The 22463-nt window shown below is 68.6% G+C and carries 21 protein-coding genes; 17 read left to right on the plus strand and 4 right to left on the minus strand.

Annotated elements, in window-relative coordinates:
* Positions 1–46 precede the first annotated feature (46 nt).
* The gene (locus K2R93_06305) at positions 47–1732 is read left to right on the plus strand and encodes a globin-coupled sensor protein (GenBank protein MBY0489435.1); all 1686 of its coding nucleotides are present in this window, start codon (positions 47–49) and stop codon (positions 1730–1732) included.
* A 7-nt stretch (positions 1733–1739) separates the two neighbouring features.
* On the opposite strand, the gene K2R93_06310 is transcribed toward K2R93_06305, so the two are convergent.
* The 3 genes from K2R93_06310 to bchI are packed head-to-tail and all read right to left on the minus strand — an operon-like array spanning position 1740 to position 5531.
* Positions 1740–2639: a DUF3623 family protein gene (locus K2R93_06310; GenBank protein ID MBY0489436.1), complete on the minus strand. Its 900-nt coding sequence runs from the start codon at positions 2637–2639 to the stop codon at positions 1740–1742.
* Positions 2636–4507 (minus strand): magnesium chelatase subunit D, encoded by a 1872-nt coding sequence (locus K2R93_06315; protein MBY0489437.1) that lies wholly within the window; start codon positions 4505–4507, stop codon positions 2636–2638. The genes K2R93_06310 and K2R93_06315 overlap by 4 nt, the downstream gene beginning before the upstream one ends.
* Complete coding sequence (gene bchI, locus K2R93_06320; GenBank protein MBY0489438.1) at positions 4488–5531, minus strand: magnesium chelatase ATPase subunit I; 1044 nt, start codon at positions 5529–5531, stop codon at positions 4488–4490. Before bchI ends, K2R93_06315 begins: the two co-directional genes overlap by 20 nt.
* A 178-nt stretch (positions 5532–5709) precedes the next feature.
* Between bchI and K2R93_06325 the strand changes: the two genes are divergently transcribed.
* From K2R93_06325 to bchZ, 5 genes are all read left to right on the plus strand, one after another.
* Positions 5710–6945: a helix-turn-helix domain-containing protein gene (locus K2R93_06325; protein ID MBY0489439.1), complete on the plus strand. Its 1236-nt coding sequence runs from the start codon at positions 5710–5712 to the stop codon at positions 6943–6945.
* Positions 6946–7060: 115 nt separating this feature from the next.
* Positions 7061–8014, plus strand: coding sequence for a chlorophyll synthesis pathway protein BchC (gene bchC, locus K2R93_06330; protein ID MBY0489440.1), 954 nt, complete (start codon positions 7061–7063; stop codon positions 8012–8014).
* Entirely contained in the window at positions 8011–9006 is a 996-nt protein-coding gene (locus tag K2R93_06335; GenBank protein ID MBY0489441.1) for a chlorophyllide a reductase iron protein subunit X, read from the plus strand. Before bchC ends, K2R93_06335 begins: the two co-directional genes overlap by 4 nt.
* A 10-nt stretch (positions 9007–9016) precedes the next feature.
* On the plus strand, positions 9017–10645 hold the full coding sequence (bchY, locus tag K2R93_06340; GenBank protein ID MBY0489442.1) for a chlorophyllide a reductase subunit Y: 1629 nt from the start codon (positions 9017–9019) through the stop codon (positions 10643–10645).
* Positions 10645–12099 (plus strand): chlorophyllide a reductase subunit Z, encoded by a 1455-nt coding sequence (bchZ, locus tag K2R93_06345; GenBank protein ID MBY0489443.1) that lies wholly within the window; start codon positions 10645–10647, stop codon positions 12097–12099. Before bchY ends, bchZ begins: the two co-directional genes overlap by 1 nt.
* Before the next feature lie 30 nt (positions 12100–12129).
* On the opposite strand, the gene K2R93_06350 is transcribed toward bchZ, so the two are convergent.
* The gene (locus K2R93_06350; GenBank protein ID MBY0489444.1) at positions 12130–12978 is read right to left on the minus strand and encodes an alpha/beta fold hydrolase; all 849 of its coding nucleotides are present in this window, start codon (positions 12976–12978) and stop codon (positions 12130–12132) included.
* 248 nt (positions 12979–13226) lie between these two features.
* On the opposite strand from K2R93_06350, the gene K2R93_06355 reads away from it, so the two are divergent.
* From K2R93_06355 to K2R93_06405, 11 genes are all read left to right on the plus strand, one after another.
* On the plus strand, positions 13227–13361 hold the full coding sequence (locus tag K2R93_06355; GenBank protein ID MBY0489445.1) for a light-harvesting protein: 135 nt from the start codon (positions 13227–13229) through the stop codon (positions 13359–13361).
* Between the two features lie 33 nt (positions 13362–13394).
* Entirely contained in the window at positions 13395–13568 is a 174-nt protein-coding gene (locus K2R93_06360) for a light-harvesting protein (protein ID MBY0489446.1), read from the plus strand.
* An 88-nt stretch (positions 13569–13656) separates the two neighbouring features.
* Positions 13657–13872 carry a light-harvesting protein gene (locus K2R93_06365; GenBank protein ID MBY0489447.1) on the plus strand — a complete coding sequence of 72 codons (216 nt, stop codon included), beginning with the start codon at positions 13657–13659 and terminating at the stop codon, positions 13870–13872.
* Positions 13873–14013: 141 nt separating this feature from the next.
* Positions 14014–14838 (plus strand): photosynthetic reaction center subunit L, encoded by an 825-nt coding sequence (gene pufL, locus K2R93_06370; protein MBY0489448.1) that lies wholly within the window; start codon positions 14014–14016, stop codon positions 14836–14838.
* A 12-nt stretch (positions 14839–14850) separates the two neighbouring features.
* Positions 14851–16026, plus strand: a complete 1176-nt coding sequence (pufM, locus tag K2R93_06375; GenBank protein ID MBY0489449.1) for a photosynthetic reaction center subunit M — start codon at positions 14851–14853, stop codon at positions 16024–16026.
* Positions 16023–17138 carry a photosynthetic reaction center cytochrome c subunit gene (locus K2R93_06380; protein ID MBY0489450.1) on the plus strand — a complete coding sequence of 372 codons (1116 nt, stop codon included), beginning with the start codon at positions 16023–16025 and terminating at the stop codon, positions 17136–17138. Before pufM ends, K2R93_06380 begins: the two co-directional genes overlap by 4 nt.
* 242 nt (positions 17139–17380) lie before the next feature.
* Complete coding sequence (locus K2R93_06385) at positions 17381–18022, plus strand: VWA domain-containing protein (protein MBY0489451.1); 642 nt, start codon at positions 17381–17383, stop codon at positions 18020–18022.
* A gap of 24 nt (positions 18023–18046) precedes the next feature.
* The gene (locus K2R93_06390; GenBank protein ID MBY0489452.1) at positions 18047–19099 is read left to right on the plus strand and encodes a protein phosphatase 2C domain-containing protein; all 1053 of its coding nucleotides are present in this window, start codon (positions 18047–18049) and stop codon (positions 19097–19099) included.
* 1 nt (position 19100) lies between these two features.
* Positions 19101–20525 (plus strand): hypothetical protein, encoded by a 1425-nt coding sequence (locus K2R93_06395; GenBank protein ID MBY0489453.1) that lies wholly within the window; start codon positions 19101–19103, stop codon positions 20523–20525.
* Between the two features lie 12 nt (positions 20526–20537).
* On the plus strand, positions 20538–21899 hold the full coding sequence (locus K2R93_06400; GenBank protein MBY0489454.1) for a hypothetical protein: 1362 nt from the start codon (positions 20538–20540) through the stop codon (positions 21897–21899).
* Positions 21896–22459, plus strand: coding sequence for a hypothetical protein (locus K2R93_06405; GenBank protein MBY0489455.1), 564 nt, complete (start codon positions 21896–21898; stop codon positions 22457–22459). Before K2R93_06400 ends, K2R93_06405 begins: the two co-directional genes overlap by 4 nt.
* Positions 22460–22463 lie beyond the last annotated feature (4 nt).

Genomic DNA, 22463 nt, shown 5'->3' on the forward strand with positions numbered 1-22463 from the left:
GGTATTTCACGACGAACGTCACGCAGCGTTGTGAGGAGTCCCGCCGATGTTTGCCCTGTTCAAGGGAAAGCCGCAAGCCGAACGTGAGTATCCCGTCGGCCAACTCACGGTGACCGATCCGGACATTCGCAAGCGCATCGATTTCCTGCGCGTCACCGCCGCCGATCTGGGCGTTATTCGCGCGTGGGAGAGCGCCTGCAAGGGCGTCTGCGACCCGATGATCGATGAGTTCTATCAGTTCATTTCGCGCACCCGCGAGACGCAGGCGATCATCGAGAAGCACACCACGGTGGACCGGCAACGCCCCATGGTCACGCGGTATGTCCTCGGCATGTTCGCCGGCACGCTCGATGACGGCTACATCAAGTACCGTCAGCATGTCGGTCAGGTGCACGAGCGCATCGATCTGGATTCGAACTGGTATGTCGCGATGTACGAAGTCATTCGCGACCACATGTTCAAGGCCGTGGAGTCGGCGGGCGCCACGCCGGCCGAACAGCGGCGCTTCGAGCGGGCCTTCGATCGCCTGCTCAACCTCGACATCGCCGTGGTGATCACCGCGCTGACCAACGCCCGGCAGGACCGGGTGGAAGCCCTGCTCAAGGGCGAGGCGATGCGCTTCCTCGATGAGGTGAGCGCCGCGCTTTCCCGACTGGCCGACGGGGATCTGTCGGTCAGCATTCAGGGGAACTACACCGAGCGCAACGCCGAGGTGAAGGCGCACTTCAACGATGCCATGTCGCAACTGCGCGTGGCAATGACCGGGGTGCTGCAGTCGAGCGATGAGATCCTGACCACCGCAGAAGCGCTCCAGCAGAGCAGCGGCACGCTCGCCGACGGGGCATCCACACAGGCGGCGGCGCTCGAAGAGGTGGCCGCGAGCCTGCAGGAGCTCACGAGCATGACCGCGCAGAGCGCCGGGAACGCCAACGAAGCCCGCGCCCTGGCTGGCAACGCGCAGGCGGCGGCGGCCGATGGTCTGTCGTCGATGCAGTCGTTGAGCGAGGCGATGCGGCGCATGAAGTCGGGCGCCGACGCGACGGCGAAGATCGTCAAGACGATTGACGAGATCGCCTTCCAGACGAATCTCCTGGCGCTCAACGCCGCCGTCGAAGCGGCCCGCGCTGGCGACGCCGGTCGTGGCTTCGCGGTGGTCGCCGAAGAGGTGCGCGCCCTCGCCCTCCGCAGCGCCGAAGCAGCCAAGAACACCGCCGGGCTCATCGAAGAATCGGTGCGCAGTGTGGCGGCGGGCGTCACGCTCAACGAAGCGGTGCTCGACAAGCTGGCGCACATCGCGGCGCAGGCGGAGCGGGTCACCAGCGTGATGGGCGAAGTGGCGGCCGCCACGGTGCAGCAGGAACAGGGCGTTGGGCAGATCTCCACGGCGCTCGAGCAGATCAATCAGGCCACGCAGGCGGTTGCCGCCGGTGCAGAAGAGACCAATGCCGCCAGCCAGGAGCTCCGCGGCAGCGCCGAGGAGCTTTCGGGGGGCGTCAGTCGATTCTCGGTCGGCGAGCACGTCGGCTCGGCATCGCCGGCACCGCGCGGCGCACGATCAACCCGCCGGGCGCTCAACACGACCGCCTCCGCGGGCGTCAAGCCCACGTCGGCGAGCACGCTCAAACGCCTGACGAATACCCTCGCCAAAACCGCAGCCGCACCGCGCCAGCGGGCGGAGGATGTCATCCCGTTCGCCGATCAGGACGACGACGAAACGCTCTCGGTGTTCTAGTCGCGCGTCAGTAGCCGCGTACGGCGAGGAACGCTTCCCAGAGCGAGTCCCAGATCGGCAGGTTCATCGGCGTCCCCAGCACCGCCAGTTCCAGCACGCTGAGGGCGCCGATGACCACGAGCAGCATACGCGACTGACGACGCGCCGGCTGCTGCTCGCGAATGGCGTAGATGGCCGTGAACAACGTGTAGGCCAGCACAACGGCCATCGCGATGGGCAGGAACAGACTGTTCCGCTGCGGCCCGAAGTAGCTCTCCAGATAGGCCAGCGGCTCCGGGAAGAAGCCACGCCCCGGATTCTCCACGCCAAGGTAGATGGCCACACTGGCCGTCTGGTGCACGCACCAGAAGAGCAGCGCCGCATGCCACCCCACCTTGTTCACGCTGCGGCGCGTGAGCGCCCACGCCAGGACGAGCACGCCGAGCATCCCGAGCTCGTACCAGAGCATCGAATGCACCGCGCGCACGGCGAGTGAGAAGGTCAGCGGCTCGGCCGGAATCGGGCGACGCAGTTCCGGCGGCCCGATCAGCCAGCCGCCATAGAAGCAGACCTGGATCCACGTCCAGAGAAACGCGCCGCCCAGGAAGCTGCGCCGCGCCGCGCTCGGGGTGTCCCGATCGCGCTCGAGATAGACCAGCGACGCGCCCCACGCCGCCATCAGCGACGCGACCAGCAGCCCCATCATGCGCGTCGCCGCCGTGCGCTCGAGCGCGAACACGATACCGGTGGCGCTCCACCAGAACAGCACGACCACAAAGAACGACCGCAGCGCCACGCGCAGCGTCGTTTCGCGCGTCGCGATGTCGGTGGAGACCAGCGTACTCGGATGGCGCACACGGACGAGCGACATGAAGCGCGTCATGCGCGCCGTCGCCGCCGATACCACACCCGTCGCCACGGTGGTCATGCGCCGCCCTCCGCCATGGAGATGGCGGTACGCACCAGACCGTTGAGCGCCTTCGCATCGGCACTGGGGAGCAGCACATACCGCGCCTTCATGGCTTCGGCGATGCGGCGCGCGACCACTTCGCCACGCGGGCTCGTGTCCACGAACAGGGCGGGAATGTGCAGCGCCGCAAAGCGCGCACCGGCCGAGAGGGCATCGACCTCCGCCTGCTTGCGCCCAGGCTGCCCATCACGCGCGATGTTGGCACGGCCGTCGGTCATCATCACCACCAGCGGCGAGCTGCCTCCGCGACGGACACCCAGCGCCTGCTCAATGGCGGCGTCGATGGCATGGGCCAGCGGCGTTCCACCGCCACCCGGGAGCGCCGCCAACACCTTCTTGGCGCGGGCCAGCGCACGCGTGGGCGGCAGCAGCACCTCGGTCCCCTGCCCGCGAAACGCAATCAGGCTCACGCGGTCACGGCGGGCATACGTCTCGGCGAGAAGCAACTCCACCGCGCCCTTCGCCTCGGCCAGGCGGTAGAGCGCCGACGATCCCGACGCATCGACCACGAAGAGCACGGTCGTACCGGTCTTCTCGATGAAGCGCCGGATGCGGAAGTCTTCGCGACGCACGGCGACGCGCGGACGCGCCACACCGGCAACCGACGGGGGCGCCGGTCGCACCTTCTGCCACGGCGCCGCCGCGCGCAGCGTTTCGAGCAGATGCAGACGCGCGCCGCCACGGGGCAGGCCGCTGCGCGCGCCCCGCGGGCGCCCGCGCAGCAGGTTCGGCGTCTCCTGTCCGACGCGCCCCGCCAGCGTCCCCGCGGTGCTCCGCTGCATGAGCTGCTCGAGCATGCCCGGTGGGAGCGCCGCCTGCACCGCCTCACGCAGCAACTCGCCGCTGTCCTGCTGCTGGGCGTTGTCGTCATCGGATTCCGGCGGCTGTTCCGGCTGATCCGGTTCCGGTGGCTGCTCCATCTGCGGCGGCGGCGCGTCAGGTTCCTCGGGCTGCTCCTGCGGCTGCTGCTCGTCTTCGTTGGTCTCGGGCTCTTCGGGCGGTGGCGGCGGCAGACGCGTGGCGCGCGGCGCGAGCACCAGCGCGGCGGCCTTCTCCGCGTCCGCTTCGGTGACCTCGCTGTTCCCGCGCAGCGCCGCCAGCGCGCGCGCCGTCCGCAGCGCAAAGAGCACCGCGCGCACCGAGTCCACGCCGAACGCATCGGCCGTCTGACAGAGCGCGGTGACCCACTCCTCACTCACGGCGACCTGCGCGAGACGTTCCCGCGCCTGCTGCACGATCGGCTCGTAGGCGGTGCGCAGTTCCATCTCGGCGATCGCCTCGACGTCCTCCGCCACCGGCCCCTCGAGGCGCACGCTGAAGGCGAGGCGATCGCGGAGCGCCGGATGCAGCACTTCGTCATCGACCGACTCATCGAGCAGCAGCGCACACACCTGCGCGGCGTGCCGATCGCCGATGCCATCCCGCGCGACCTGAATCTCGGCGTGATCGAGTGCTTCGCAGATCGCCGTGCGCGCCGACACGCCGAGGCGTTCCGCCATCGGCACGACGAGCACCCCGCGGTCGGCGCCCGCCAACACGCCGCGTTCCGCCACGAGCTTCCCCGTGGCCAGCGTGGCCGCGAGGTCCACGCCACCATACAGGCGATCGGCCGTCACGCTCGCCGGCACGCGGCGCATGGGCGCGCCCGCCGGCAACCATCCCTGCACCAGCAGCGCGTAGGTCCGCGCCTGTTCGTGCAACGGATGATCGAGCACCGCGCCCCCCAGCCCGCCGGCATCCACCGCCAGCAGCAGCGCCGTCAACGCGCCGCTGGTGTTCGGCAGCTCACGGGCGCGCGCGGCTGCGTCAGGCAGCAGTGCCGACATCGCCCCAAAGCTCCGCGACCGCGCGTTCGACACGCGTGGTCGAGCCGGCATCATCGAGCACATTGCGACGCAACCGATGCCGCAGCGCCATCGCCGCAATGCGCCGCAGATGCTCGAGCGTCACCGTGTCGGCGCCATCGAACGCGGCCAACGCGCGCGACGTGCGCAGCAAGGTCAGCTCGCCGCGCAGCCCGTCGGTGCCGAGCGCGCTGCAGAGCGCGGCGGCGCGCTCGAGCACCTCGTCGGAAACGGTGAGCCCATCGAGGCGCGCCCGCCCCTTCTCGATCTGCTTGCGCACCTTGGCATCGGCCTTGTGCCAATGGGCGAGGAACGCCTCCGGATCGCGATCGAACGCATCGCGGCGCTTGATGACATCGATGCGCGTGGCGATCACCGTGGGGGTCTTCACATCCACGGCCAGGCCAAAGCGATCGAGCAGCTGCGGCCGCAGTTCGCCTTCTTCCGGATTGCCGCTCCCCACGAGCACAAAGCGCGAGGGGTGCCGCACACTCACCCCTTCGCGCTCCACGACGTTCTCGCCGGTGGCGGCCGCATCGAGCAGCAGGTCCACGAGGTGATCCTCGAGCAGGTTCACTTCGTCAACGTAGAGGAAGCCGCGATGGGCGCGGGCGAGGAGCCCCGGCTCGAACGCCTTTTCGCCGGTGGTCAGCGCTCGCTCCAGATCGAGCGCGCCCACCACGCGATCTTCGGTGGCACCGAGGGGCAGGTCCACCACCGGCACCGGTGCGAACACGGCGCGAGGATGATGCCCATCGGCGTGGCGCTTCACGCACTCATCGCAGAGCGCGCCCCCGGCATTGGGGTCGCAGCCGTACTTGCACCCCTGCACCACCTTCATTGGAGGGAGCAGGCCCGCGAGCGCGCGGACTGCCGTACTCTTGCCGGTGCCGCGATCGCCAAAGACCATGACCCCGCCAATCATGGGGTCAATCGCCACCAACAGCAGGGCCAGCTTCATCTCGTCCTGGCCGACGATCGCACTGAAGGGATAAACCGGTCGCATGCAGATATCAGAAACGACGGGCGCGAACAAGCGCCCGCCAAAACAGGCGGGGAGGCGCGAGGAACTCGCTGAGCAAGGCTAGGATTAGAGGAGGGGTGTCGCAAGATGCTGACACCACTCTCCCTCCCCAGTGTACACTTTTCTTGACACTGCGGTTTCCAACCCGTATCCTCGTCAAGTGACCCCCCCTGAGCAGGCGCTCTCGGCGCCCAGTATTCCGGGCGCCGATGCGAATGGCGCCCCGGCGAAGCGCGCCGACGCGATTCGCCCCGCCGCCGCGGCGCTCGAGCCCCTGCCCGAGGCGCCGTGGTACGAGCGTCTCCGCGACCGGTGGAACGCCCTGGTGGCCACCGATGCGTTCCAGCGGTGGAGTGCGCGTTTTCCGCTCACCGCGCCCATCACGCGCTTTCGGTCGCGGAAGCTGTTCGACATCGTCTCGGGGTTCGTGTACACGCAGACGCTGCTCGCCTGCGTCGAGCTCGAACTCTTCGAGTACTTGGCCGGGGGCGCCCGCTCAGTCGACGAGATCGCCCACCAGACCGGGCTGTCGCGTGCGAGTACCGAACGGCTGCTGAACGCGGCGGTCTCGCTGCGCCTCCTCATGAAGCGCAAGTACGGCCGCTACGCGCTGGGCCCCTATGGTGCGCCCCTGGTCGGCAACACCGGGGTGCTGGCTCTGATCCGCCATCATCGCATGGCGTATCACGACCTGGCCGACCCGGTCTCCCTGCTCCGGCAGGGGGCCGACTTCCGCACCGAGCTGTCGCGCTACTGGTCGTACGCCGATGCGCCCAAGCCGCAGGCGATCGACGAGGTCCGCGTGGCGGCCTACTCCGAGATCATGGCCGCGACGCTGCCGCCGGTCGCCCATGACGTGCTCGACGCCTACGACCTCTCGAAGCACGATTGCCTGCTCGATGTGGGCGGGGGCGAGGGGATGTTCCTCTCGCTCGTGGGGCAGCGGCATCCGTCGCTCCAGCTGCAGCTCTTCGACCTGCCGGCCGTGGCCGCGCGCGCGCGGTCGCGTCTCGAAGAGGTGGGGATGGGGGCCCGCTCGATCTGCCACGGGGGCAACTTCCACGCCGATCCGCTGCCGACCGGCGCCGATGTCTGCTCGCTGGTGCGGGTGCTCCTCGACCACGACGACCAGTCGGTGCTGCGGCTCCTCCAGCGCGTCCGCGCCGCCCTGCCGAAGGGCGGGGTGCTGCTGATCGCCGAGGCGCTGGCCGGCGCCAAGGGGGCCGAGACGGTGGGCGACGCCTACTTCTCGTTCTACCTCATGGCCATGGGCAAGGGGCGCGCCCGACGCGCCTCCGAGCTGCACCAGATGCTGCAGACCGCCGGGTTCCGGAAGAGCCGTGAGCTCCCGACCCGCTTCCCGATCCAGACCGGTTTGATCGTCGCCGAAGTCTGACCGGGAACCGCCCGGTCGGACTCGCGGTTCGAACCAGCAGTCGTCAACAAAAATATCCGAGCGATCTAGTCAGCTATTCTTGACAGTTAGGACTGACCGCTCCACCCTAAAGCCCGTGAACACTCAGGCTGTCGTTTTCGAAGAGCCCCAGCGGCTCTCCGTCCGCGAACTCTCGCTCGTCGAGCCCACCCCGCAGGACGTCGTCGTCGCCATGCGCTGGTCCGGCATCTCCACGGGTACGGAGAAGCTGCTCTTCACCGGTCGCATGCCCCCCTTCCCCGGCCTCGCGTATCCGCTGGTGCCGGGCTACGAAGGCGTGGGCGAAATCATCGACGCCGGCGCCGAATCCGGGCGTCAGGCGGGTCAGCTCGTCTATGTCGCCGGCTCCAAGGGCTTCAATGAAGCCCGCGGGCTCTTCGGCGGGCAGGCGTCGCGCGTCGTCGTCCCCGGCAACAAGACCGTCCTCCTGGCCGACCACGTCGGGGAGAAGGGCGCCCTCTTTGCGCTGGCCGCCACCGCGCATCACTGCCTCGAGCCCGATCCGGCGAACAACCTGGACAAGCTGCCGCAGCTCATCGTGGGGCACGGCGCGCTCGGGCGGCTCATCGCCCGGCTCGTGGTGCTCTATGGCGCGCCGGCGCCCACGGTGTGGGAAGTGAATCCCATCCGCATGGACGGCGCGCGTGGCTACACCGTGATCCATCCCAACGACGACACCGCCCGCGGCTACAAGACGATCTGCGACGTGAGCGGCGCCGACGGCATCATGGATTCGCTGGTGAACAAGCTGATGCCGGGCGGCGAGATCGTCCTCGGCGGCTTCTACAGCGAGCCCGTGGCCTTCACCTTCCCGCCCGCCTTCCTGCGCGAGGCGCGGATCCGTATTGCCGCCCAGTGGCACCCCCGCGATCTGGACGCCATCACCACGTTCGCAAACGACGGGCGGCTCGACCTCGATGGCCTCATCACGCACCGCGAACCTGCGGCGCGTGCCGCCGATGCCTACGCGACGGCGTTCGGCGATCCCACCTGCGTCAAGATGATCCTCGACTGGAGATCTGTGGCATGAGCGACAACGGCCTGCATCAGCTGCACAAGAACATTCGTGAGGAAGCCGCGGCCGACACGGACGCCGTCCATACCGGCCCGGTCACCAAGGAAACGCAGATCATCGCGATCTACGGCAAGGGCGGCATCGGCAAGAGCTTCACGCTCGCCAACCTCTCGTACATGATGGCGCAGCAGGGGAAGAAGGTGCTGCTCATCGGCTGCGATCCCAAGTCCGATACCACGTCGCTTCTCTTTGGCGGCAAGGCCTGCCCCACCATCATCGAGACGAGCAGCAAGAAGAAGCTCGCCGGTGAAGCGGTGACGATCAGCGATGTGTGCTTCAAGCGCGATGGCGTCTACGCCATGGAACTCGGCGGCCCCGAAGTCGGTCGTGGCTGCGGCGGGCGCGGCATCATTCACGGCTTCGAAACGCTCGAGAAGCTCGGGTTCCACGACTGGGGCTTCGACTACGTGCTGCTCGACTTCCTCGGCGACGTGGTGTGCGGCGGCTTCGGTCTGCCGATCGCGCGCGACATGTGCCAGAAGGTCATCGTGGTCGGCTCGAACGACCTGCAGAGCCTCTACGTGGCCAACAACGTCTGCAGCGCGGTGGAGTACTTCCGCAAGCTCGGTGGCAACGTGGGTGTGGCCGGCATGGTGATCAACAAGGATGACGGCACCGGCGAAGCGCAGCGCTTCGCGGCGAACGCCGGCATTCCGGTGCTGGCGGCGATTCCCGCCCACGAAGACATCCGCCGCAAGTCGGCGAGCTACGAAATCATCGGCAAGCCCGATGGCGAGTGGGGCGCGCTCTTCGCCGAGCTGGCGCAGAATGTCGCCGATGCCCCGCCGGTGCGCCCCAAGCCGCAGACGCAGGATCAGCTGCTCGGCCTCTTCTCGGCCGAATCGACTGGCCGCGACTTCGTGATGGAACCGGCGACGCTGTTCGACATGGTGGGCAAGCACGACATCGTGAAGCCGTCGCTCGAAGTCGTTTACGACACCGTCTGAGGATTGCCCGATGGCTGAACAGGAAGTCGTGTACGACAACGCCGGCAACACGCCCATGCTGAACGACGGCGATCAGCCGGGCGGCATGGGATGCGCGCCGGGGGCGCCGAGCGGCAAGGCGCTGCCGGTAGTGGACGGCGTGAACATGGCGGCGACCCAGCAGGACGGCCTCGGCTGTCATGCCGGCAAGGACGAGATGATGGCCGCCGCCCGCGCGGCCGGAAAGAGCGCGGTGCTCGATCAGTACGCCGCCGATTATCCGAAAGGCCCGCACGATCAGCCGCAGAGCATGTGCCCGGCGTTCGGCTCGCTCCGCGTCGGGCTCCGCATGCGCCGCACGGCCACGATCCTGAGCGGATCGGCCTGCTGCGTGTACGGGCTCACCTTCACGAGCCATTTCTACGGCGCGCGCCGCACCGTGGGGTACGTGCCGTTCAACTCCGAAACGCTCGTCACCGGCCAGCTCTTCGAAGACATCCGCGATGCGGTGTTCAAGATGGCCGATCCGGCGCAGTACGACGCGATCGTGATCACGAACCTCTGCGTGCCCACGGCGAGTGGGGTGCCGCTGCAGATTCTCCCCAAGGAGATCAACGGCGTCCGCATCATCGGCATCGATGTGCCGGGCTTTGGTGTGCCGACGCACGCCGAAGCGAAGGACGTGCTGGCGGGCGCGATGCTCAAGTACGCGCGCCTGGAGGCCGAACAGGGCCCCGTGCAGGCCCCGCGTGCCGGCCGCAGCGAGAAGCCCACGGTGACGCTCATCGGCGAGATGTTCCCCGCCGATCCGGTCGGCATCGGCATGATGCTCGAGCCGATGGGGCTGGCCGCCGGCCCGGTGGTGCCCACGCGCGAATGGCGCGAGCTGTATGCGGCGCTCGACTGCACGGTGGCCGCCGCCATCCATCCGTTCTACGTCGCCTGCTATCGTGAGTTCGAAGCCGCCGGCCGCCCCATCGTGGGCTCGGCGCCGGTTGGCTACGACGGCACCGAAGCGTGGCTGCAGTCCGTCGGCGCGGCCGCCGGGGTGGCGCAGGACAAGATCGACGCCGCGAAGAATCGCATGCTCCCGGCCATCAAGGGCGCGCTGTCGGCGATGCCGATCAAGGGGCGCATCACGCTCTCGGGCTACGAAGGCTCGGAGCTGTTGGTCGCCCGCCTGCTCGTGGAGAGCGGCGCCGATGTGCGCTATGTGGGTACGGCGTGCCCGCGTACACCGTACAGCGATCCCGATCGTGAGTGGCTCGAGGCCAAGGGTGTGCACATCCAGTATCGGGCCTCGCTCGAGCAGGACATCGCGGCGATGATGGAGTTCAAGCCCGATCTCGCCATCGGCACCACGCCCGTCGTGCAGAAGGCCAAGGAACTCACCACGCCGTCGCTCTACTTCACGAACCTCATCTCGGCGCGTCCGCTCATGGGCCCGGCCGGCGCGGGATCGCTCGCGCAGGTCGTGAATGCCGCCATCGGCAACAAGCTCCGCTTCGATGAGATGAAGGCGTTCTTCGGCGACGTCGGCAGCGGCTACAAGGCCGGCGTGTGGGAGAACGTGCCGCAGGACAAGCCCGAGTTCCGCGAGCACTACAAGCGGCACATCGCCAAGCTGGCGCGCGCGCGGAAGGCCGAGGAGATGGTCTGATGTCGTTGATTCTCGATCTCGATCGCGCCGGCGGGTACTGGGGCGCGGTCTACGTCTTCACCGCCATCAAGGGCATGCAGGTCGTCATCGACGGCCCGGTTGGGTGTGAAAACCTGCCGGTGACCTCGGTGCTGCATTACACCGATGCCCTGCCGCCGCACGAGTTGCCGATCGTGGTGACCGGGCTGGGCGAAGAAGAACTGGGCCAGCACGGCACCGAAGGCGCGATGAAGCGCGCGCACGCGACGCTCGATCCGGAACTGCCGGCGGTCGTGGTGACGGGCTCGATCGCCGAAATGATCGGCGGCGGTGTCACGCCCGAAGGCACGAACATTCAGCGCTTCCTGCCGCGCACGATCGACGAAGACCAGTGGCAGGCGGCGAACCGCGCCATGTACTGGCTCTGGACGGAGTACGGCCTCAAGAAGGGCGTGCGCCCCAAGAAGACGGAGCGCAAGCCCGGCGACAAGCCGCGCGTGAACATCATCGGTCCGATCTACGGCTACTTCAACACCTGGAGCGATCTCGCCGAGATTCGCCGCCTGGTGGAAGGGATCGGCGCCGAGATCAACATGGTGTTCCCGCTCGGCAGCCACATGCAGGACATTCCGCGGCTCGTGGACGCCGATGTGAACATCTGCATGTATCGCGAGTTCGGCCGCATGCTGTGCGAAGACCTCGAGGTGCCGTTCCTGCAGGCGCCGATCGGGCTCCACAGCACGACCAAGTTCCTGCGCACGCTGGGCGAGTTGCTCGGGCTCGATCCGGAGCCGTTCATCGAGCGCGAGAAGCACACGACGATCAAGCCGCTGTGGGATCTGTGGCGGTCGGTGACGCAGGACTTCTTCGGCACGGCGAGCTTCGCCATCGTGGCGAACGAGACGTATGCGCGCGGCGTGCGCCACTTCCTGGAGACGGAGCTGGGGATGCCCTGCTCGTTCTCCTTCGCGCGGCGCCCCGGCGTGAAGCCCGACAATCAGGCGGTGCGGGACTCGATCCGCAGCAAGCCGCCGCTGATCATGTTCGGCAGCTACAACGAGCGCATGTACCTGGCGGAGATGGGCGCGCGGGCGATGTATATCCCGGCGTCCTTCCCCGGGGCCATCGTGCGGCGGCACACGGGGACGCCCTTCATGGGCTACTCCGGGGCCACCTATCTCGTCCAGGAGGTGTGCAATCAGCTCTTCGACGCGCTCTTCCACATCTTGCCATTGGGCACGGATCTCGACAAAATCGACGCCACGCCCGCCCGGCTCCATCAGGAGCTGCCGTGGGACGACGAGGCCAAGCAGGTGTTCGACGAGCTGTGCGAGTCGTTCCCCATCCTGATTCGCATCTCCGCGGCCAAGCGGCTGCGCGATGCGGCGGAGAAGGATGCGCGGGACCTCGGTGATACGGTGGTGACACGCGATCACGTGCTGGCCTCGCGGCGCGGCCTCGTGGGCGTGTCCTGACCGACAGGCTGTAGCGCTCCTCCCCTCCCTTCAGGTCTGGTCCGCGCCGCCGATGGCGCGGACCACCACGTCGGGTCGTTCTTCCGGCAACAGGTGCCCTCCCTCCTCCACCTGCCACGTCAGCCCCGGAATACCCTGCACCGCGCGTTCGAGCGCGGGGCGCGGGATCCATTGGTCGCCCTGCGCCGCGATGAGGTGCAGCGGCGTGCGCAGCGCGTGCCAGTCGCGCTGCAGGGCGGGCAGATCCCAGCGCGCCATCATGGCGAGCGCGGCGTGCACATGCTCCGGCTTGGCGCAGAGCTGCCGATAGCGGTCGAGTTGCGCCGCGGTGAGCGGGGAGCCGGTCGAGGCCAGCACGCGCTGGACGAGCCGCGTGGCGACGGCGAGCTGGGCCGCGCTGGCCGCCACAAAGGGCTGCTCCACGAAGGCGCCGAGCAGGGGCGCGATCAGCGTGACATACCACGCCGGGGGCGCCACCAGGGCGGGACAGACGCCCAGCAGGCGTTCGGGCGCGATCGCGCCGTCCAGCGCCATCCGCAGCAGGACTGCGGCGCCGGCGCTATGCCCCACGGCGACGGCGGGGGTGACCCCGAGGTGGCGGAGCAGCGCGCCGAGCGCCTGGGCCATGCTGGGGAGCGTGAAGGGCGGTCGCATCCGCTCGCGGTCGGCGGTCACGTGCGTGAAGCCGTGGCCGGGCAGATCGACGGCGAGACAGTGGAAGTGGCGGGCCACGGGCGCGGTGATCGCGGCCCAGGAGTGGGTACTGCCACCGGTTCCATGGACGAGGAGGAGGGTTGGTCCCTGTCCCTGTCGCTGGAAATGCCATCGGATTCCGTCGAGTTCGAGGAATTCCGAGTGGACTTGGTCCGGCCAGTCCAAGGGGATTTGGGACGAAACCGAGGAAATCACGGCGATATGGGTCGAATCGTGTCCATCGAGGGCCGTTTCGGACCACGAGTTAGGAACGAAGGGACAAGTTCGCTGCGTTGCGTAAATAATTCTTGACGCATTGAACCGTAAGGTCCAGTTTACACCCGCAATCACAGAACGACGCCGTCCGTCACTTGGACGGCACCCCAGCCGCGCGGGGTCGAGCGCGGTAGCACCTGTATTCCCCGGAGGCAGAGATGTCGGAAAAGGGCGGAATGACCGAGGAGGAGGCGCGCCGGTTCCATGGCTACATGGTGACGGGCACGATGGGCTATATCGTCGTGGCCGCGGTGGCGCATTTCCTCGCGTGGTCGTGGCGTCCGTGGTTCTAACCAACTGACCTCTTACTTCAGCTGGAGAACCACATGCATCGCATTTGGATCGGAAACGACCCGAACATCATCATGAGCGCGCTGGGCACCTTCCTGGTGGGCGCCGCGCTCGTCATCCACGTTTGGGCGTACAGCATCACCGGATGGCCGAAGTACAAGAAGGCGCAGTACAACGCGCCGGCGGCAGCTCCGGCGGCGGTTCGCTGACCTTCCCGTCAGCCTGAACCACGTCGCGTGACGGCATCGGCCGTCACGGTGGAAGGGCACACACTCCTTCTTACGAGGCTTCGTAACTATGCACCGCATCTGGTTGATGTACGACCCGCGTCGCGTGATGGTGGCCCTGGTGGGCTTCCTGGCCGTGCTCGCGCTGGTCATCCACTTCATCCTGCTCAGCTCACAGCGCTACTCGTGGATCGAGAACGGCACGCTGTCGGCTGCGCAGGCGCCCGTCGGGGCGTCGGCTCCGGCGGCGGCGGCCGAAATGTCGCCGCTCCCGCCCGGCCGGTAACACGCCGCGCGTCGTCGCCGGGCTGGCGGGGGTCGCCTCCACGGGCCCCCGTCAGCCCCGGCCGACGCCGATGCGTGAGCAGTTCCTCCACACCACTCGCCCCCCCGCAGTTCTTTCTCTGCGCGTCCGGAGATATCGCCCATGGCGATGCTGAGCTTCGAACAGAAGTACCGTGTCCGCGGTGGCACGCTGATCGGCGGAGATCTGTTTGATTTCTGGTTCGGTCCGTTCTACGTGGGCTTTTTTGGGGTCACGACGATTTTCTTCGCCACGCTCGGCACGCTGTTGTGCGTGTGGGGTGCCGCGATGGGACCGACGTGGAACCTGTGGCAAATCTCGATTGCGCCGCCCGATCTCAAATACGGGCTGGGCCTCGCGCCACTCCGCGAAGGCGGGTTGTGGCAGATCATCACGTTGTGTGCCCTCGGCGCCTTCGGCAGCTGGGCCCTCCGCCAGGCGGAGATCAGCCGCAAGCTCGGCATGGGTATGCACATTCCGTGGGCATACGGCGGTGCCGTCCTCGCCTACACGACGCTCGTGGTCATTCGCCCGCTGCTCCTCGGCGCCTGGGGCCATGGCTTTCCGTACGGCATCTTCTCGCACCTGGACTGGGTGTCGAACGTGGGGTACCAGTACCTCCACTTCCACTACAATCCGGCGCACATGATCGCCGTGACGTTCTTCTTCACGAACTGCTTCGCTCTTGCGCTGCACGGGTCGCTGATCCTCTCGGTCACGAACCCGCCCAAGGGCACCGAAGTCGGCACGAGTGAACAGGAGAACGTCTTCTTCCGCGACCTGCTCGGCTACTCGATCGGCGCGATGGGCATTCACCGGCTCGGCCTGTTCCTCGCGGTCGGCGCGGCCGTCTGGAGTGCCATCTGCATCGTGATCTCCGGCCCCTTCTGGACCAAGGGCTGGCCCGAGTGGTGGAACTGGTGGCTCAACCTCCCCATCTGGAAGTGAGGACCAGCCACCATGCTTGAATACCAGAGTCTGTTCACGCGTGTCCAGATCCGCACGATTCCCGATCCGGGGCTTCCGATCGCGAATGGTGAGGAACGCTTCGGCAAGGGCACGTTCTCGTACCTGATGGGCAAGTTCGGCGACGCGCAGATCGGCCCCATCTACCTCGGCTGGACCGGCGTGCTGTCGCTGATCTTCGGCTTCATCGCCTTCGAGATCATCGGCCTGAACATGTGGGCCTCGGTGGGCTGGGATCCGGTGGAGTTCATCCGCCAGCTCCCGTGGCTGGCCCTCGAGCCGCCGCCACCGCAGTACGGCCTCCACATCCCGCCGCTCGCGCAGGGTGGCTGGTACCTGATGGCCGGCTTCTTCCTGACGCTCAGCATCATCCTCTGGTGGGTGCGCACGTATCGCCGCGCCCGTGCCCTCAAGATGGGCACGCACCTGCCGTGGGCCTTTGCCAGCGCGATCTTCCTGTACTCGACGTTCTTCTTCCAGCCGCTGCTCGTGGGCAGCTGGAGCGAGATGGTGCCCTTCGGCATCTTCCCGCACCTCGACTGGACGTCGGCGTTCTCGATCCGCTACGGCAACCTGTACTACAACCCGTTCCACGCGCTCTCCATCGCGTTCCTCTACGGCTCGGCGGTGTTGTTCGCGATGCACGGCGCCACGATTCTCGCGGTGGCCCGCCTCGGCGGTGAACGCGAAATCGAGCAGATCACCGACCGCGGCACCGCCGCCGAACGCGTGATGCTCTTCTGGCGCTGGTGCATGGGCTTCAACGCCACGATGGAATCGGTGCACCGCTGGGCCTGGTGGTTTGCCGTGCTCACCACCTTCACGGGTGGCATCGGCATCCTCCTGACCGGCACGGTGGTCGACAACTGGTACCTCTGGGGCGTGAAGCATGGCCTCGTGGCGCCGTACCCGGCGCAGAACACCCTGACGCCCGAACAGCAGGAGCTGCTGCGCGGTCGCTACCAGGGCACGGCGCCGGACAGCTTCCCGAGCTACCTCCCCGCGCAGGTCTCGATGCCGGACACCGCCAAGGCGGCGATCCCGCTCGACTCGCTCAAGGCAGATTCGACGAAGGCGGACACCACGAAGAAGGCGGACAGCACCAAGGCCGCGCCGGCCGCGGCCGCTGCTCCCGCTGCGGCGCCGGCCCCGGGAGTCAAGAAGCCATGAAATCGCTCCGTCAGCTCGCGATCGGTGCGCCGATCGCCCTGCTCTCGCTCAGCGCGTGCATCGGCGACCACAACACCGACGTCGTTCAGGTCGGCTATCGCGGTACCGCGATGGAGCAGAACTACACCCATCGCGACGTCAAGAACGCGCTCGCGCAGGTGAAGATCCCGACGCCCCCGCCGCCGGCGGGTGCGTCGCCGCCGGGGCCGCTCCCGTGGCAGAACGTGCAGGTGCTCAACGACATCTCCGTCGCCGAGTTCAACCGCACGATGATCGCGATGTCCACGATGGTCGCCGGCACGGGCAACTGTGCCTACTGCCACAACATCGCGAACCTCGCCGCGGACACGCTCCCGAACGGCAAGCCGCTCTACACGAAGCTGGTCGCCCGCCGCATGCTGCAGATGACGCGGCAGATCAACGGGCAGTACTCGGCGCACGTGAAGAACACCGGCGTGACCTGCTACACCTGCCATCAGGGCAAGCCGCTCCCCAACGGGCTCTGGTTCTACACCAGCCAGACCGACTACCTGCGCCATTACCTGGATCGTGACGGCGCCCGCGTCATCACGCAGCAGGTGACGCCGACCGCGGCGAACCGCAGCTCGGTCAAGCAGGCGGAGTGGACGCATGCGCTCATGATCTCGCAGTCCAAGTCGCTGGGCGTGAACTGCACGTACTGCCACAACACGCGGCAGTTCTCCAGCTGGACCCAGGCGCCGCCGGCCCGCGTCACCGCGTACCACGGCATCCTGATGCTCCGCGACGTGAACTCGAACTACCTGGCCCCGCTGCAGTCGGTCTTCCCGGCCGTCCGCCTCGGCGCCATGGGCGATGCCCCGAAGGCCCAGTGCATCACCTGCCACAACGGCCGCTACAAGCCGCTCTACGGCGCGCAGATGGCCAAGGACTACCCCGCGTTCTGGGGCCGTCCGGACTGGAACGGCGTCCCCTTCCCCGGGCTCAACCCGGTGGTGGCGACCGACAGCACCAAGGCGGACAGCACGAAGGTCGTCGCTCCGGCGCCGGCCCCGGCGGCCACCGAGGTGAAGAAGAGCAGCGCGGCACGTCCCTCGCCGGCCCCGGCCGTGGGCGGCACCCAGCAGCACTGACCCCTCCCGGGGCGGCGCCCTCACGCCGCCCCGCTCGCAACCGCGCATAGGGCCACCGGCCCGCCGCGCGGCCCACCCCGCGGCGCTTCGGCGCTGCGGGGTTTTGCGTCCCGGCGCACCAATCGCGAAACCTCGGCCGGTCGCCGCGCATTGAGGGTGCGTTGCGTGTGCCCTGCCGCGGCGGTTCCCCCCGCGAACGGCACGTCGCCTCCCCCGAATCACTCCTTCGACCGAGACCCGCCGTGTCCACGCGTCGCCTTCCTGTCTACATCCTCGCTGACGTGTCCGGCTCGATGCAGGGCACCCCCATCGAGTCGGTCAAGTCCGGCATCCGTCAGCTCCATCGCGACCTGCTGGGCGATCCGCAGGCGATCGAAAGCGCCTACCTGTCCGTCCTGACCTTCTCGAGTGCGGCGCAGCAGGTCGTGCCGCTCACGGAAGTGGCGATGTTCAATCCCCCCGATCTCGTCGCCAGCGGCCAGACCAACTTCGGCGACGGCCTGCGCCTGCTCCTCGAGTGCTTCGATCGCGAGATCACCCGCACGACGGCCGAGGTGAAGGGCGACTGGCGCCCGCTCGTCTTCATCCTCTCGGACGGCGCGCCGACCGACGTGGATTGGCCGGTGTATGCACAGCAGCTCCGTGAACGTCGCCCCGCGAACATCATCGCGGTGGCCTGCGGCGACCAGGCCGATACGGAGGTGCTCAAGCAGGTGACCGAGATCGTGATCCAGATGCAGGACATGTCCCCCGACGCCTTCAAGGCGTTCTTCCGCTTCGTCTCGGCCAGCGTGAAGCAGACGAGTGCCAAGGTGGGCGCGGTCGCGGACGGCGGCAGCATCACCCTGCCCCCGCCGCCGCCGGGGATCACCATTGTTCCGTAATCACGGCCGGCCTGGTGTTGCCGTATGACGACGCCTGACGCGCCGTCGCCTGATGCCTCGGTGCCCGAAGCCGCCGCGTTGGTCGCGGCGGCTTCTGCCGCTCCGGAGGCACCGCCGCGTGCCGTCTGGGCGCTGAACACGCCCGAGGCACCGTGGTGCCCCAAGGAGTGGACGGCGTGGCTCGAGGCCGCCGCCCCCGGGCTCCGGGCACGCCACGACGCCACCGCCGAGCGACATGGCACCGCCCCCCTCGCCGAAGCGGTCGGCAGCGCCCTGCGGACCGAGGGGTGGTCGCTCGTGCTCGCGTCGCGCCGCGGTCGCGTGCATGCCCATCGGGGCGAACATCGCGAAGATGCCGGCACCCTGCTCCGCTTCAGCGGCGGGTTTGTCGCCGCGGTCGCCGACGGGGCCGGCTCGGCGCCGTGGAGCCGCCTGGGGAGCGCCATCGCCACGGATGTCGTCACGCATGCGCTGCGCGAGGCGCTGCATCACGGCTCGGCGCCGGCGGAGGCGCTCTCCGGCGCGCTCGTCACCGCCGCCGCGCAGGTGAACGAGGCCATGCGTCGCTTTGCGGAGCAGGCGGGGCTGCCGCACAAGGCGCTCCGCTGCACGCTGCTGGTCATCGCCGTCCACGCCCACCAGCTCGGCGTGCTGCAGGTGGGCGACGGGGCCATGGCGCTCCGGCGTCACGACGGGACGCTGGTGCATCCGCATGCGGCCGCCACCGGGGACTTCTCGGGCGAGGTCGCCCACTTCCTTCCGGATGAGGGCGCGCTCGCCGTGCTGCAGCAGTCGGTCGCGGTGTACGATGCGCGCGAGATCAGCGCTGCATTGCTCGCCACCGACGGCGTGGAAGATCCGTGGTATCCGTTCACGCGTCATGCCGGATCGCTCTTCGACGTGCTGCAGCACGGGAGCCATTCAGCGGCCGTACTGCCCGCCGGACTCACGCTGTCGTGGCCCGACAGTGTGACCGCGGCGCCGGATCCAGTGCATGCGCTCGCGGAGTGGCTCGCGTTTGAAAAGCGCGGCGAGAACGATGATCGCACGCTCTGCCTGATCGAACGGGTCGCCTGACATGGGGACGGTCTCCTGCCGCCTGACCGACGGGCGCGTCCTGCAGCTCGATGACGAACCGATCGGCACCGGCGCCGAGAAGCGCGTGTTCCTCACGCGTGATCGGCAGTATGCCGTGGGATTCTACTACGGCACGCTGAGCGATCGCCGCGAGCGTGTCGATCGCCTCACGCGCATCCTCACGAACTACAATCCCACGCTCGCCAACAACGGCGCGTACTGGGCGCCGTACTTCTGCTGGCCGGTGGGCATGGCGAATGGGGAACAGGCCATTCCGCTCGAGTTCGCGCGCCGGCAGCAGCTCGTGTGGCCACCGCTGGCGGTGGTGACGCCGACGTATCGCCCGAACTTCTTCTTTGCCGATCGCTTCGGGCAGAAGCAGGAGAAGGAGGTGCGATGGTTCACCGGCGGCAAGGCGTCGAAGTTCGTGCCGCAGGCCGAGGTCGGCTCGCTGCTCACGCGCTTGCAGGTGGGCGTGAAGCTCGCGCGCGCCGTGCGCCGCCTGCACATGGCCGGGCTCGCGCACGCCGACCTGTCGAACAAGAACGTGCTCGTCGATCCCAAGGGCGGCGACGCCTGCATCATCGATATCGACTCGCTCGTCGTCCCCGGCGTCGCGCCGCCGGCGGTCCTCGGCACGCCAGGGTACATCGCGCCCGAGGTGCTCGCCAACAAGGCGCAGCCGAGCATCGCCACCGACAAGCATGCGCTGGCGGTACTGCTGTATGAGCTGCTGCTGCAGCGGCACCCGCTGCAGGGCAAGAAGGTCAACAGCACGCGCAGCGCCGAAGAAGACGAGCAGCTGTCGATGGGCGCCAAGGCGCTCTTCATCGAGCATCCCACCGACAAGCGGAATCCGCCGCTCAAGCCCATCACCGTGCCGTATACGCGGCTCGGGCCGGCACTCGCGCAGTGCTTCACGCGCACGTTCGTGGATGGCCTGCACCATCCGAACAAGCGCGCCGATGCCGCGGAGTGGGAGCTCGCGCTGTACAAGACGTTGCAGCGCATGCATCCGCTCCCCAGCGGCAAGTGGACGATCGTGGGGCCGGGGCTGCCGCTGGCGTCTCCGGCCAACGACGAGCGGCTCGGTGCGCCCGTGCTCGTGGCGCATGTCATGCGGGAGACGCCGCAGGGGCTGATCGACGAGCAGGATCTGCTCGTGCTGTGGCACCATCTCGCGCTGCACGACTGGCACCTGCGTATCGGGTGCCTCCCCGATGAGCGCGCCGATCGCACGCCCCGCGGTTATGTAGCGCAGCATCAGGGGAAGTGGTGGCTCGTGAACACCAGCGATACGCCGTGGTTCGTCGTGGACGGTCCCGCCATCCGGCGCAATGCGTCGGTGGAAGTCGTGAACGGGCTCACGCTGCGGATCGGCGAGGAACTGCCGGCCCGCGTGCTGCGCCTGGGCACGCTGACCTGACGCGCCGATTCCATGTCGACCGACGCCCTGCCTCTGATTCCGCCAACGGGCGGCGATGCCTTCGCCGCCGTGCAGGGCGCCGTGCTCGCGGTGTGGCCGCGCGTGCGGGATCATGAGGCGGGCCCGTCGGCCGCGGAACGCAACCTGATGCTCGACGCGTGCGGGAGCGATCACCGCCCTCTGCTCGAGCTGGTGCTGGAGTTGGGGCGTTCGGTGCGACCCGCACTCGCGCCGCAGGTCGGGCGCACGCTCCGCCACGACGAGTGGACGACGGTGCGCGCGGCTCAGGTGCATCGACTCGTGGCGACCCGGTATCTGCAGCATGATGTGACCCGCTGGGCGGTGGATGTGTGGGGACTCGCGCTCGGCGTGGCGCCGCGCGTGGAGCCGGTCGTGGCCGTCCCGCCGAGCCCGACGAGTGCCTCCGCGAGCCCCTCGTCGTCGGCGACGGCGCCCCGCGCGGCCACGCCGACCCCGCGCGCCGCCACGCCGTCGCGCGTACCGGCGGCCAAGCTTGGTGTGCCGCCCAGCGCGGTGCCGGCGGCGCTGAAGCAGGTCCCGAGTTGGGCCGGCGGTCCGGTGTCGTTCGGCGTGGGCGCAACCCCCAAAGCGAGCACGCTGGCCACGCTCGCCGCGCGCGGCCGCGTGGTCGTGCAGCACGGCGCGAGCGGTCCCATCGGCCCGATGTGGCAGCCGATCGAGAAGCGCGCCGCGGCGGTATTCGCCGGCCTCGTCGTCATTTCGGCATCGGCGATGTTCGTCGCGTTGCAGCGGCGGGATCGCACCACCGTGCCGGTGGCCCCAGTGGCGACCGCGCCGACCGCGCCGGCAGCGGCCGCCCCGCTGCCGAGCGCGCCGGCGACGACCAATGGGCTCGACTCCACCGCGAGCGTGCCGGCGGCGATCGGCTACGCGTTGGTGCCGCTCCCGGCCGCGCGTGCGGACAGCGCCCGCCCCGTGGTCGGTGCGGGTACGTCCGTGCGCGATCGCGGCGTCGCCGGCCGCTATCGCGTCGTGCAGAGTGTGCGCTCAGTGGACGGCACCGAGAATTGCGATGCCGTAGCGCGCGCGCTCGGCGCTGGTCGCGTGTCGGAAGAGGTGATCACCCATGTGCCGGGCGCGGCGGAGTTCACGATTGCGACGCGGCGGGTGAAAGCATCGCTGGCCGAGGACGGCTGGTTCGTGGCGGAGCCCAGTCGCGGCACCACCGACAACATCACGTGGCAGTTCCAGCTGCGCGGGCGCTTCACGGCGAATGGGTTCGCCGGGGAAAGTGAAACGCTCACGGATGCGATCATTCGCTGGGGCCGGCGCCAGACGTGTGTGGTGAGCGCCGACCTGGTGGCGACGCGTATCGCCGAGGGGGCCCTGTGACCGCGCCGGCGCTGACGTCGGCCTTCGATCCGCGGGTGCGCGTGCGCGAAGCGTTGCGCGAGCTGATCGCCGAGGATCCGCAGGGGTGGTACAAGCCCTCGTACTTCGTGCTGCGCAATCGGCTGCTCGATCGCACCGGCAGCGATGCGCGCCCCTATGCCGAACTGCTGCTGGAGGCGGCTCGCCGCGGGTGGCGGGAGCGGCTGCCGCGCACGATGCTCGAACCGCCGCGCTGGCACGCGACGGTGGCGCCCTTTCAGCTGCACTGGAGTGCGGAGCGGTTCCTGCAGCCGGAGATGGCACGGTGGGCGCTCGAATCGTGGGCGTACGCCCTCAAGGTGATCGACGCGTCGCAGCTCACCATTGCGCCGCCGCCGCGGGAACCGATGGCCGCGGTTGCCGCGCGCCTCAACGCGGGCGCGGCACGCGTGGCGACGTCCACCGCGCCCTCGGTGGGGTTCGCCCCGTCGGCGGGGCCGCCGGCCCAGGCACGGGCTGACTCCAGGCTCGTTCCGACTCGCCGGGAACCGAAGGATTGGGGTGTTTGCGGCTGGAGGTGACCCG

The organism is Gemmatimonadaceae bacterium, assembly GCA_019752115.1.
GTDB lineage: Bacteria > Gemmatimonadota > Gemmatimonadetes > Gemmatimonadales > Gemmatimonadaceae > Gemmatimonas.

What these genes read in the sequence shown, in the direction of transcription:
- K2R93_06305 (MBY0489435.1), top strand. Translation starts at nt 47, where the DNA reads ATGTTTGCCCTGTTCAAGGGAAAGCCGCAAGCCGAACGTGAGTATCCC.
- K2R93_06310 (MBY0489436.1), bottom strand. Translation starts at nt 2,639, where the DNA reads ATGACCACCGTGGCGACGGGTGTGGTATCGGCGGCGACGGCGCGCATG.
- K2R93_06315 (MBY0489437.1), bottom strand. Translation starts at nt 4,507, where the DNA reads ATGTCGGCACTGCTGCCTGACGCAGCCGCGCGCGCCCGTGAGCTGCCG.
- bchI (MBY0489438.1), bottom strand. Translation starts at nt 5,531, where the DNA reads ATGCGACCGGTTTATCCCTTCAGTGCGATCGTCGGCCAGGACGAGATG.
- K2R93_06335 (MBY0489441.1), top strand. Translation starts at nt 8,011, where the DNA reads ATGAGCGACAACGGCCTGCATCAGCTGCACAAGAACATTCGTGAGGAA.
- bchY (MBY0489442.1), top strand. Translation starts at nt 9,017, where the DNA reads ATGGCTGAACAGGAAGTCGTGTACGACAACGCCGGCAACACGCCCATG.
- bchZ (MBY0489443.1), top strand. Translation starts at nt 10,645, where the DNA reads ATGTCGTTGATTCTCGATCTCGATCGCGCCGGCGGGTACTGGGGCGCG.
- K2R93_06355 (MBY0489445.1), top strand. Translation starts at nt 13,227, where the DNA reads ATGTCGGAAAAGGGCGGAATGACCGAGGAGGAGGCGCGCCGGTTCCAT.
- K2R93_06360 (MBY0489446.1), top strand. Translation starts at nt 13,395, where the DNA reads ATGCATCGCATTTGGATCGGAAACGACCCGAACATCATCATGAGCGCG.
- K2R93_06365 (MBY0489447.1), top strand. Translation starts at nt 13,657, where the DNA reads ATGCACCGCATCTGGTTGATGTACGACCCGCGTCGCGTGATGGTGGCC.
- pufL (MBY0489448.1), top strand. Translation starts at nt 14,014, where the DNA reads ATGGCGATGCTGAGCTTCGAACAGAAGTACCGTGTCCGCGGTGGCACG.
- pufM (MBY0489449.1), top strand. Translation starts at nt 14,851, where the DNA reads ATGCTTGAATACCAGAGTCTGTTCACGCGTGTCCAGATCCGCACGATT.
- K2R93_06380 (MBY0489450.1), top strand. Translation starts at nt 16,023, where the DNA reads ATGAAATCGCTCCGTCAGCTCGCGATCGGTGCGCCGATCGCCCTGCTC.
- K2R93_06390 (MBY0489452.1), top strand. Translation starts at nt 18,047, where the DNA reads ATGACGACGCCTGACGCGCCGTCGCCTGATGCCTCGGTGCCCGAAGCC.
- K2R93_06395 (MBY0489453.1), top strand. Translation starts at nt 19,101, where the DNA reads ATGGGGACGGTCTCCTGCCGCCTGACCGACGGGCGCGTCCTGCAGCTC.
- K2R93_06400 (MBY0489454.1), top strand. Translation starts at nt 20,538, where the DNA reads ATGTCGACCGACGCCCTGCCTCTGATTCCGCCAACGGGCGGCGATGCC.